We start from the raw sequence: 10309 nt of genomic DNA, 5'->3' as shown, positions 1-10309 counted from the left end.
TGGCGGTGATGCAGGTCTGCGGCGGCTCGCAGTCGTTCAACGTGGTCAACCAACTGCGCGTACTTGGCCGTTGGATGCGCATGTTCACCATTCCCAACCAATCCTCTGTGCCCAAGGCCTACCTGGAGTTCGACGATGCGGGGCGCATGAAGCCATCGGCGTACTACGACCGTGTAGTGGACGTGATGGAGGAGCTGGTGAAGTTCACCTTGCTGCTGCGTGATCGCCAGGACTTCCTAGTGGATCGTTATTCGGAGCGCAAGGAAAGCGCCGAGCAGCTTTCCGCCCGCGTGAATCAGCGCTCGATCTGAGGTCGCCATGCCCATCGAAATCAGACAAGCACGCCCTGAAGATGCGCCGGCAATCCAGCTCATCTACGCCCCCATAGTGGCTGGCACGGCAATCTCCTTCGAGGAGGTGCCGCCGACCATCGAGGAGATGCGGCAGCGCATCGCCACGACCTTGCAGAAGTACCCTTACCTCGTCGCGATGCGTGATGGACGCCTGGTTGGCTACGCCTACGCCAGCCAGCACAGAGAACGTGCCGCATACCGCTGGGCAGTGGATGTGACCGTCTACATCGCGGAGGGTGAGCGTCGCGCTGGAGTGGGTCGCAGCCTCTATGCCGAGCTGCTTCCAATCCTGGCCAAGCAGGGATTCAACGCGGCCTATGCTGGCATTGCGCTGCCCAACGCCGGTAGCGTTGGCCTGCATGAGCGGCTCGGATTCCGGCACATCGGCACTTTCCCTCAGGTCGGCTTCAAGCTGGGGCAATGGCATGACGTGGGTTACTGGCGCCGTGAGCTTGCTACGCAGAGCAATCTGCCTGACGAGCCTCGGCTGTTCCTGGAAATTGCGGGTTGAATCCACAGCCGATCTCTGCCCATCACGGTTACAAAGCGCGCTAGTCGTAGGTACGGCCGGAAATAATTAGCAGCGCCGTGGCCACACGAGAGACGCTTCTTTGGTCATCAGCAGACCAATTCGACTGGCTTGATTTTCTATTCCACATAAACGGCAACCTGTCGTCGCGTGTGATGGCCGTCCTTAGAGATTTCGCGCCGCGCCAGGAGATCTACTCGGTCGACGAGTGTTTCCTTGACCTGACCGGCGTGCCCGGCTCCTTGGCTGCCCAAGGCCGCAGGATCCGGGCCGAAGTTCAGCGTCTGGTAGGTATCCCTGTAGGGGTAGGCATTGCGCCGACGAAGACGTTGGCGAAGCTGGCCAACTGGGCGGCGAAAAAGCACACGCGCGGTGGCGTTGCAGTGATGACACGCCCGGAACAGATCGGCGCATTGCTGCTGCACGCCCCTATCAATGAGATTTGGGGAGTTGGGCGGCGACTGTTCGAGCAGCTGGGCGCCATGGGCATCATCACTGCCGCACAGCTCGCCGAGCAGGATCCGAAAGTGCTGCGACGACAGTTCAGCGTTTCGTTGGAGAAGACGTTGCGAGAGCTGCGCGGGGAAGTCTGTTATGCCCTCGAGGAGGGGCCGGCGCCGAAGAAGATGATTGCCTGCAGCCGCAGCTTCAGCGATCGGGTGACCGAGCAGGCGGCGCTGCGCGAGGCAATAGCCAGTTATGCTGCCCGGGCTGCGGAAAAGCTGCGTGCCCAGGGCGACTATGCCTGTGCGCTGCAGGTGTTCATCCAGACAGGGCAGTTCAACGATCGGGAGCGGCGTTATGCCAATGCGGCTACGGTGCCGCTGCTGACACCCTGTTCAGATACCCGCGACTTGGTCGCTGCCGCTCTGGCTGGCCTGGATCGCATATTCCGGCCGGGCTTCCGCTACATGAAGGCTGGGGTGGTGCTCATGGACCTGGTCGCCCCAGGCCTCGCCCAGGTCGACATGTTTGCACCGGCACCGCGGCCTGGCGGCGAACGGCTGATGGCAGTGATGGATCGGATCAATGCGGAGTTCGGACGGGGCACTCTTCGCCCAGGGCGAGTACCGCCGATTCCTGGATGGAGGATGAAACAAGAATTGAAGTCTCCAGGCTATGTTTCACGATGGGATGAAATTCCGTCGATATGTTGAGTAATATAGCTGCTCTAATCACATGGGAAGTTTATCTTGAAGAAGTCAGTAGTGGGAAGTGTGGTATTCGTAGCATGCGTTGTTGGCTATGGGGTTTATCTGGCGGCTGGAGCAGGGACTACCGCTGGAGGTTATTCCGCCATCAAGGATCTCAACGAATGCGCGCGCCTCTCGCTCAATATGCCCGGGTCTACTGAAAAAGCGAAAACGTTCCTGCGCGATATACAAACCAGATTGCCTGCAGAGTCGGCCGCGGCCAACGCTGCCCAGGGTGTAGTCGCTGCAACCGACGCGATGGCGGGTCATAAAACAGAGCAGCCAAGCCTCACAGCAGAGCTGCAAAAATGCATCGGAGATTTGAAGCGCGCAGTGGAGAACGCAGATAAAGGATAGTCGCTACAGCAGAGCGCCCTAAGCATGTCTGGGCGCTCTGAGAGTTACATAGTTGAGTCAGAGCTTCAAACCAAGGCGGCGATCAATCTCCTCATGATGAGCTTCTGCTAGCAACATATCTCTCGAAAAGTCCACCAGAGACACTTTTAGTCTGGTCCAGAGTTCAAGCTGTCTTTTGTTCATCTCGGAAGTGGTTAATTCGATCGTCCGAACAGCTTCGTTTAGTTCCTCGAATGCCATTGCGCATGTGGCAGTGGTCATTTTTCGGATATCGATGATGTCCGGTATCAAGTTTTGCTCAGACATACAGCTCGCTCCTGCGTAATGACAAACAGTCGCCTGGTTCAGGCTCTGAAAAGAAAGGCCACCCTGAGGTGGCCTTTAATTTATGCAGCAATCAATTGCCGCGCCAGTGCCATCTCAACCGAGTCACCGTCCTGGTTCAGCGAGTCGAGGCCTGACTCCGGAACGTCTCCCGACGTGCTCTGTGCCACGGCGATCTTCTTGGCCATCAGCTGCAGGCAGGTGATCTGCGAGCTGCCGGCGTAGCCGAAGAAGATGACGCGCACCGGGTGTTTCTGCCCGATTCTCCACGACCGCCGCGCCGCTTGTTGCAGCGTGTAGACGTTGTAGCCCGTCTGCAGGAACGCAATGGTCGGGAAGTCCAGGAGGTCCAGTCCAGTCTTGACCAGCTCTGGATTGGTGATCAGCACGTCGATGCCGCGGTCGACCTGGTCGAGGATCCAATCCTCGCGTCGTGCGGTATCTACCGTGGCCCTCAGCACAGCTACCTTCAGCCCCGCCTGCTTGAGAACCTTCTTCAGCCTGGACGTAGTGTCGCGCGTCCCACTGTAGACGGTGTATGCGAGGACCTTGCGGCCGTTCGCTTTTTCCTCGAGGCAGAGGTCCAAGAGCGCCTGCTCCTTGGGCATCAGTTGCTCGTCACCGAAGATCGCAGGAACGAAAGCTAGCGTTTCCCGGGTTCGAGGATGTTTGACCATCTCCGATCGGAAGCAGCAGTCCGGCCAGGCCAGCAGCACATTGAGCACCACACCCAGTAGGGTGGTGTCTCGCCGTGCCAAGGCCTGGCGGAGTTCAGTGGTCAACGTGGCAGCCAAGCGCTGGTAGGCCGAGGCCTGCTCCGGCGCCATGGGCACGTCGACGAACTCCTCCTGGTAGTCGGGCAGCACGTTGCCACCGATGTCCTTGAGCTTCAGGAACACGGTGAACGGCAGCACGAACCGGTGAATGCCTTTAGGGCCGAAGCCAGGGGCTTTCACCGTTCGTACCGAGAGCTTCTTGCCCTTGGCGGTCTTGTGCGAGTCCCCGTCGCGCTCGGTGTAGATGTCCTTCAGCACTCCGTGATCGCGCATGAACGACATAGCTGCAGGAGCCATGCTGCCGCGCGCGTTGGGTCGGTAGCCGTCCTCGATCATGCGCCGGGTGAGGATGCGGAACAATAGGTAGAACAGGTCGTCGGCATAACCGCCCATGAGTGTTCCGGTCAGCAACACGGATTTCCGTGCTTTGGCTGCCAGAACGCCCATGGCCTGGCCCTGGGCCGAACCACTGTTCTTGTACTCATGTCCCTCGTCCACCACCAGCAGGTCGAAGTATCCATCGGGTAGGTAGCGCTTGATGAATTCGGTCGGTTGGTAACCCCCCTCGCCGAACCCGAACTCGATGTTGGCCATCGACCGTTCCATGCGTTTGGCCTGGCGGTCGCTGAAGACGAAGTTGCCCTTGGCGTCCATCAGGTTGATGAACTCCGAGACGTTGTCCACCAGCATGGAGGCCAGGAAGTCCTCGCCGAAGTCGTTGAGCAAGCGCTCGGCCCTGACCGGTCCTATGGTGGGGATGCGGCACATTGACTTGAGAATCGTTGCACGCCGGTCACCACCATCGACCTTGCCAGGCCGCATGAGTGTCCAGAGGGCACCCTTGCAGGCAAGACAGGTGCGTCGGCGATCACTGCGTTCGAACTCCTCGACGGTGACCAGGTTGCCCTCCAGGTCCTCGAGGACCTGGCCGCAATCTGGACACGAAGCGAGCAGCAAGCCGCCGGCTGAGCGTTTCTTCCAACAGGCAAGCCGCCAGTGGAATCCCATCCGCATCCGGACGCGGCCGAGGATGAAGAACTCCTGGCGACCATCGTAGGCCTCGCCCATCTGGTCTCGTAACTTGAGCAACTTAACCAGAGTGTCCGGACCGTTGAGCACCCAGACGCGGGCGTTAGGGATAGTTTCCAGGATCTCCCGGCGCCACTTGTAGACCAGGTGAGGTGGAGAGATGACCATTGTTCGACGGTAACCTGCCGCGTGCATTACAGCTGATACAGCGATGGCCATCATCGTCTTCCCGGTACCCATCTCTGCGTTGATGACGCCAGCCTGCTCGTTGCGGTCTAGAAGCAGCGCCGCTATGGCTTGAACCACCTCAGCCTGGGCCGCGAAGGGCTTGCGCTTGAGGTTATCCATCACCAACTGGCGTTGCATGTTGTTGGCGCCGGCGTAGACCGGAGGGTTGGAGCGGTTGAGTGACGCCAGGAGCTCATCGCCGAACTCGTCGATGAAGTCAGTCAGGTTGATATTCAGTGGGGAAGCGGCCGAAGCGGCCGGTTGGGTCAGCGTGTTCATGTGCATCTCCTGCAGGTGATGAAATGCAGGGCATGCGTGTCCCCCTTCGGGTATCGGCATACCCTGCAGGGTGGTGTGGAGTTGGGGGCCGCGTAGGTGGTGGGTTAGTAATCGCTGGGGAGCAGCAAGGTGGTGGAGCTGCGGTCGGCCTCGGTGATGATCCAGATCCTGGACTCATCGCCGGCGTCGACATCGTAGCTGGAGAACAACCTGTCACCGTGCTTCAAGGCTTGCTGGTTGGTGTTCCAGTCCTCGTCGCAGAGATTCCCCCAGTCGCCTACCAGGTGGCGTTTGAGGTAGGTGGTGGGGTTGAGTTGGCCGATCTCCACCAAGTGGCTGATGGCAGCGGTCATCACAATCTGCCCCGGGAAGAACAGCGGTCCAGGTTCAGGCTCAGGCCGGGGAGTGTCGGCCACCTCTGTGGTCGCGGCGGATGAGCTGATGGTCAGCACGCAGCCATGATTCGCGGAGGAGGGCGTCATTTCCCAAGCCCTGATGATCGGTATGAAGCGGTCGGTGAGGATCCGCACCTCGGTGACGTTGCCGTCTTCGTCTTCGGTGAATTCGGTCTTGCGGACCTTGTCCTTATAGGTGTCACCCTTGACGACTAGGGTCCGGCCCGACCTCGAGCGCACAACGCCGGAGATCGCCCCGGCAGCTAGGGCTAGAGCCAAGTGCCAGCGGGAGAGCTCCCTGACAGGCGGGCGAGGCTGCAGGCCTGTCTGGCCGAAGTGGAGGCTGAAGTCAGGCCACAGGCCCCTTAAGCGTTGAATCTCGCCGGCGAACTGCTCTGGCTCCAGTGTTACTCGGTAGAAGTGCTCCAGCTCGTTTGTTGCCGGTAGGACCGCATAGGGCTCCCATGGCCAGCTGGCTGGAATCTCCTCAGCCTGGTCCAGGCCGGCGCCGATCGCCTGCAGGTGAGATCTAACCTGGCTGACGTCAGCCCTGGCCAGGTCCTGCCGACGTACCCGGATGCCGAAGATCACCACCTGCTTGAAGGTGGGATCCGCGGCGCCGTAAACGCGCAGGGCGGTGAAGTGGTTGCTCAGCCATCCAGTCAGCTCGTCGTCCAGCACATAGTGAGGAACGATGAGCACCATCACGCCGCCGTACTGCAGTAGCGGGAGACAGCGCTGGTAAAAGGCCTTCTCCAGCCGCCGGCGGCCGCTTCCTTGGTACTGGGATGCACCTGAGTGGTCCGCCACCAGGTCACCATAGGGTGGGTTGAGCCAGAGCAAACCGAACGACTGCCGGCTGATCAGGGTGTCGAAGAGGTCGCTGTGCAACACCCGGTCGAGAATGCCACGGGCATGGTCGGCGCGTTCGCGGTCATATTCGACGGCGAACGCTTGGACCTGGTCGCGGCCCAGAACATGGGCTGCCTCAGCCAGGGCAACGCCCTCTCCAGCGCACGGATCGCAGATCCTCATCCTGCCCGAAGGGGCGGGAATGAGCGCCTGCAGGGCGCGTTCGAGTGTGACTTCGTCAGTGGGGTAATAGCCATTGCGGGCGAAGTTGCGCGCCAGGCGCGGAAACATGAGTGCCATGGGGCTTCCTTGAGTCGATAGTTGGAGCTCAGGCCTGGGCCTGAGCATCGGTGGTGAGTTCGCCGCGGCGGATCAGCTCTCCGAGGGAGGGCTCGAGCACGTCGAGCTGGAGAGTGAGGCGCCAAGCGCAGACGTTGCCGATCGCCCCGGGCAGGGCGGTCAACATCTGGTGCTGGATGAGGACTCCCATCACCGGCTCGCGCCAGTGTGGGAGGAGGGGCAGCGGACAGGTTTCCATTACCAGCGGCCAGAGCCGGTGGTGTGGATCCTCCTCGCGCTCCAGGAGCGCGAAGGCGAAGTGATTGGCCTGGTCGGGCGTCGAGGCGCGACGATCAAACAGCCAGAGATGCAAGAGGCTGCCGAACAGAGTGCCGCGGAACTGCCTTGTGGTGCGTTTTTCGAGCAGCTCCTGGTTGGGGAAGACAGGTAGGCGCCGACCGTCCACGATGACGTGGAACTGGTCGATCCCGCTCTCCTCCCGACCAAGCGTCAGCCTGGCCAGAAACTCCTGCAGTACGGTGTCGCGTCCCCAGGCGGAAAGGAACACCAGGTTGCGCTGCTCATCGCACACGCAGGCGTCGACGAACAGGTCAGGGAGCTCCTCGATCTGGAAGAGCTTGGTTGGACTGGGCATAGCGATCCTCCGAAGGAGGGCTGCCCGCCCCAGAGGGGCGGTGAAGCCCCTTGGGGTAGGTCCAGGTGGTGTTGGTTAGCGTCAGCGGACGCTCTTGGTAGCGGGGCAGAAGACCAGGCCGTTGGCCTCATGGAGAGGGCCTTGGCCTGCGAGGAAAATCATCTGCAGATACTGCGAGCGAAGTGCGACTGCAGCTTCAGCCTGCTCCAGGGAGAGGCCGAGTTCTTCGATGAAGAAGTCGACCATCTCCTCGTCGCAGGACACTTCGTTGTTGGACAGCTGGTCCTCGACGTTGCTGAGGATTTCCGGGGTCAGGCTGGCGAAAATGGCATTCATGGTGAGCTCCTGTTGTGGTTGCAAGGAGCTCCCTGAGGGAGCCCCTCAGGGTGGTCGGTTGGTGTTCAGGCTTGGTGATGCTGCCGAAGCTGCTCTCGCCAGACCAGGTTCACTCCGAAGGTGGCCATGTCGAGAAAGTCGAGGGGGCAGCCGTAGTAGTAGGGTCCCATCGACTCGCTGATGGACTGGCTTCCCCAATAGCCGTTGCTGACATCGAGGAGGTCGAGGTTGATGAAGGTGAAGCTGTCGCCTTCCAGGTTGCCATTGATTAGGCCCGCGACGTGAAGAGTTAGCTTCACTACGGTCCAGAGCTCATTGCCGACAACGGAGTGAGCAAGGATCTCCCTGTCACGCGAGAAGGTGGACGATGCTGCAAGCAGCTCGCGTAGAAGCTGCTCCTTGGATCGATGTGAAAATAGCCAGCCCATGGGTGCTCTCCTCTGTTAGGCCGAGACTCCCTTGCCGGGAGTACCCGGCTGGGTGGTGGCGTCAGATCAGAGGCTGACGCGGTTGAAGCGGATGCATCGATCCAGCCGCTGGGTGAGCCGCAGGGTATATTCCTGTGCCTGCGCACCGGAGACACTCCAGGGAGTATCTCCGCCCGGGTCTGCTGGCTGCTCGCCCTGCGCTGCGCGGATACGCAGCTGGGCGATGGCCAGGTCGACCATCGACCGATCGTAAAGCGCGATCACGAAGAGATCCGCGAGGTCTTCCGCACCCACTTCGCGTAACGAGCTGGATGCCTGCAGCAGCAGGTTGGAAAACTCAGTTAAGGCGTAAAGCTGGTTCATGGCGTTCTCCTGTTCCAGACCTGGAGTTTGAAGTCCAGGGAGTACCCGAGCTCGCCCAAACGTGCGCACTGCGCGCGCAAGCGTTGTCGGTCAACGGTGGGGTCTAGTTTCACGGTATCGGCCAGGGGCCAGACCGTGCCGAAGAGTTCTTCGTCTGGTGATTCATCACTGTTCGGTGCGGCCGGTGCAGCGGGCTTCATGCCGAACGGTTCATCGGAGTCGGCTGGTGCCGCAATCAATGTGGACGTGCGGGCAACTGGCTGCTGAGCCTTCGACGGCTTCACCGCCGGCGGCGAGCTCTCCTCCTCAAGGGGATCGAGCACGGTCGTCGACAGCTGCTCTTCGTCTTCGGCGCTGAGATTGGTTACATCGTCCAGGCTCATGCCGCCGAGCTCGGCCCTGATCTCGACAACCAGTCGTCCACCGTGGGTGTAGTAGGACGGGCGGATTTGCGTGATTGCAAAATCGCCCTGGTACTTACCCTCCGTGTACTGGTCCAGGCCGGGGTCCTTGATGACGAATTCGCCAATGGAGGTCACCAGCCGCCCCACGTTGAATGGGCCGTTGCGACCTGTGATGGTGCGGATGGCCAACTGGCCAGCGATGCTGATCATGTTGTCTGCCTATGGAAAAGGAAGTCCCGCCGGCGGCGGGACTGTAGGTGGTTGTGAAGCTAGTCCTGGTCGACCTCGGGGGAGGTTTCGTCCAGGAGCTCGACGTGGAGGTAGGGAGGTTCAGACTGGGGCCGGACGACAGTGAGCGAGAGTGAGATCCACACTCGTTCACGACCGACAGGCTGTTTGTGTACGACGGCGAAGACGAACTTTTCCGCATCCGGTGCGAGCTTCAGCTCGTACCATGCCGCTTGCACCACACTGGCCAGGCGCAGGCTCATCTCCCCAACCCGGTTCGGGTTTTCAAGATAAACCGCGCTGAGCCAGGCGCTGTTGCTCAGCACGACCGGGTACTTCAGGTACGCAGCAGTTTCCTGCGTCTTGGGGTTTGCCGGGACAGGCATTCGAGGTCTCCTACAGGTGCGGGGAGGCCTCATCCGCGGGGAAGGGTCCCCGCGTGGGTGGTGGAAGATGCACTCCATCAACAAGTGATGCGACCGCGCTACCGAGTGCTTGGCGGTCTTGGGGGGGGTTAGCGCTTGCGCGCCGGAGCCTTAAACCCTGGCTCCCTTGGAGGCACTGTCAACGACAGCGAGCCAATCCGGAATTAGGGGCCTGAGGGGAATCCCGCAGGCCAGAATGCTCAATGATCGAAAATTTTTAGGCCCTTGAGCGCGGGCGCGAATGGATCGAGTACCAGGTAGCGAACGTCAGCTTGAGCTGCAAGATGAAGTAGGTCGACCAGTTCGACCGGATAGCCAGCGGCGATCTGTTCCTCTCGCAAGGCTGAGGCGGTCAAATCCATCACCTCCAGGCTCTCGTCGGTCCAGGGCGTATGCACCAGGCGGAAGCCAACAGTGCCCAGTTCGTCTATCCAGAAGACTCCAATAAGGACTCCAGCGAGTCGGATCGGCATCTTCGTGCCGAAACTCTCCAGGAGGGCATGCAGAGCCTTCAACGGAAGGTGGGCTTTGCTAATCTCCCAGGAGCGACTCCATGGCTCATAGCGGCGCGTTAGACGGTCAACAAGGTCATGAGCGCCATCAAGGGTGTAGGTGTCCCCTATGAAGCGGCCGGTATCTGCATCCAGAACGGCGTAGGTGACGTCGATTACCGTGCCTTCACTTCCGCAGCGCTCGGCGAGCTCCGGATCTATGTTCCCAGCCCCTACGATGAGGCAGAGGTCGTCGCTGAATATGCAGGGCGGCCGCAAAAACTGAGTGCAACACCCGACCATTTCGGTAAGGTGTTGCCCCATGTCCTATCACGAACTCAGCGCCACAGAGCGCGTCACGATCCAGATCGGCCTGTGCAATGGC

The 10309-nt window shown here is 60.5% G+C and carries 14 protein-coding genes and 1 pseudogene; 5 read left to right on the top strand and 10 right to left on the bottom strand.

The annotated features are described in order from the left end of the window. The 4 genes and pseudogenes from A9513_RS13465 to A9513_RS35465 all read left to right on the top strand — a co-directional run. Positions 1–311, top strand: a pseudogene (locus A9513_RS13465) (arsenical resistance protein ArsH); the annotation flags it as partial. 7 nt (positions 312–318) lie between these two features. Then, on the top strand, positions 319–864 hold the full coding sequence (locus tag A9513_RS13460; RefSeq protein ID WP_043273945.1) for an arsinothricin resistance N-acetyltransferase ArsN1 family B: 546 nt from the start codon (positions 319–321) through the stop codon (positions 862–864). 77 nt (positions 865–941) lie between these two features. Next, positions 942–2039: a DUF4113 domain-containing protein gene (locus A9513_RS13455; protein ID WP_051879428.1), complete on the top strand. Its 1098-nt coding sequence runs from the start codon at positions 942–944 to the stop codon at positions 2037–2039. Positions 2040–2075: 36 nt separating this feature from the next. Then, on the top strand, positions 2076–2432 hold the full coding sequence (locus A9513_RS35465) for a hypothetical protein (protein WP_139093078.1): 357 nt from the start codon (positions 2076–2078) through the stop codon (positions 2430–2432). A gap of 57 nt (positions 2433–2489) precedes the next feature. On the opposite strand, the gene A9513_RS13450 is transcribed toward A9513_RS35465, so the two are convergent. From A9513_RS13450 to A9513_RS36300, 10 genes are all read right to left on the bottom strand, one after another. Next, a complete protein-coding gene (locus A9513_RS13450) occupies positions 2490–2738 on the bottom strand; it encodes a hypothetical protein (protein ID WP_051879430.1) in 249 nt (82 codons plus the stop codon). An 80-nt stretch (positions 2739–2818) separates the two neighbouring features. After that, positions 2819–5068, bottom strand: a complete 2250-nt coding sequence (locus A9513_RS13445) for a DEAD/DEAH box helicase (protein ID WP_141678394.1) — start codon at positions 5066–5068, stop codon at positions 2819–2821. 104 nt (positions 5069–5172) lie between these two features. Then, entirely contained in the window at positions 5173–6615 is a 1443-nt protein-coding gene (locus A9513_RS13440) for a DUF6094 domain-containing protein (protein ID WP_043273949.1), read from the bottom strand. A gap of 28 nt (positions 6616–6643) precedes the next feature. Then, entirely contained in the window at positions 6644–7249 is a 606-nt protein-coding gene (locus tag A9513_RS13435; RefSeq protein WP_043273950.1) for a hypothetical protein, read from the bottom strand. Between the two features lie 81 nt (positions 7250–7330). Continuing rightward, on the bottom strand, positions 7331–7585 hold the full coding sequence (locus A9513_RS13430; RefSeq protein ID WP_043273951.1) for a hypothetical protein: 255 nt from the start codon (positions 7583–7585) through the stop codon (positions 7331–7333). A 65-nt stretch (positions 7586–7650) separates the two neighbouring features. Further along, positions 7651–8013, bottom strand: coding sequence for a hypothetical protein (locus tag A9513_RS13425; RefSeq protein WP_043273952.1), 363 nt, complete (start codon positions 8011–8013; stop codon positions 7651–7653). 66 nt (positions 8014–8079) lie between these two features. Then, entirely contained in the window at positions 8080–8376 is a 297-nt protein-coding gene (locus tag A9513_RS13420; RefSeq protein WP_043273953.1) for a hypothetical protein, read from the bottom strand. Next, complete coding sequence (locus tag A9513_RS13415; RefSeq protein ID WP_043273954.1) at positions 8373–8990, bottom strand: DUF3275 family protein; 618 nt, start codon at positions 8988–8990, stop codon at positions 8373–8375. Before A9513_RS13415 ends, A9513_RS13420 begins: the two co-directional genes overlap by 4 nt. 59 nt (positions 8991–9049) lie before the next feature. Next, positions 9050–9394 carry a hypothetical protein gene (locus A9513_RS13410; RefSeq protein ID WP_043273955.1) on the bottom strand — a complete coding sequence of 115 codons (345 nt, stop codon included), beginning with the start codon at positions 9392–9394 and terminating at the stop codon, positions 9050–9052. Positions 9395–9633: 239 nt separating this feature from the next. Then, on the bottom strand, positions 9634–9906 hold the full coding sequence (locus tag A9513_RS36300; RefSeq protein ID WP_141678393.1) for a hypothetical protein: 273 nt from the start codon (positions 9904–9906) through the stop codon (positions 9634–9636). A 117-nt stretch (positions 9907–10023) separates the two neighbouring features. Between A9513_RS36300 and A9513_RS36295 the strand changes: the two genes are divergently transcribed. Next, the coding region (locus A9513_RS36295) for a hypothetical protein (RefSeq protein WP_218060702.1) at positions 10024–10309 on the top strand (286 nt) is incomplete at its 3' end.

This window comes from Pseudomonas sp. AU12215, assembly GCF_001675465.2.
Taxonomy (GTDB): domain Bacteria; phylum Pseudomonadota; class Gammaproteobacteria; order Pseudomonadales; family Pseudomonadaceae; genus Pseudomonas; species Pseudomonas nitroreducens.
The sequence above is the reverse complement of the archived record's forward strand: the minus strand, read 5'-3'. Positions and strand labels throughout refer to the sequence as shown.

Coding starts and splice junctions, on each gene's coding strand:
- A9513_RS13460 (WP_043273945.1), top strand. CDS start 319: ATGCCCATCGAAATCAGACAAGCACGCCCTGAAGATGCGCCGGCAATC.
- A9513_RS13450 (WP_051879430.1), bottom strand. CDS start 2,738: ATGTCTGAGCAAAACTTGATACCGGACATCATCGATATCCGAAAAATG.
- A9513_RS13445 (WP_141678394.1), bottom strand. CDS start 5,068: ATGAACACGCTGACCCAACCGGCCGCTTCGGCCGCTTCCCCACTGAAT.
- A9513_RS13440 (WP_043273949.1), bottom strand. CDS start 6,615: ATGGCACTCATGTTTCCGCGCCTGGCGCGCAACTTCGCCCGCAATGGC.
- A9513_RS13435 (WP_043273950.1), bottom strand. CDS start 7,249: ATGCCCAGTCCAACCAAGCTCTTCCAGATCGAGGAGCTCCCTGACCTG.
- A9513_RS13430 (WP_043273951.1), bottom strand. CDS start 7,585: ATGAATGCCATTTTCGCCAGCCTGACCCCGGAAATCCTCAGCAACGTC.
- A9513_RS13425 (WP_043273952.1), bottom strand. CDS start 8,013: ATGGGCTGGCTATTTTCACATCGATCCAAGGAGCAGCTTCTACGCGAG.
- A9513_RS13420 (WP_043273953.1), bottom strand. CDS start 8,376: ATGAACCAGCTTTACGCCTTAACTGAGTTTTCCAACCTGCTGCTGCAG.
- A9513_RS13415 (WP_043273954.1), bottom strand. CDS start 8,990: ATGATCAGCATCGCTGGCCAGTTGGCCATCCGCACCATCACAGGTCGC.
- A9513_RS13410 (WP_043273955.1), bottom strand. CDS start 9,394: ATGCCTGTCCCGGCAAACCCCAAGACGCAGGAAACTGCTGCGTACCTG.
- A9513_RS36300 (WP_141678393.1), bottom strand. CDS start 9,906: ATGCCGATCCGACTCGCTGGAGTCCTTATTGGAGTCTTCTGGATAGAC.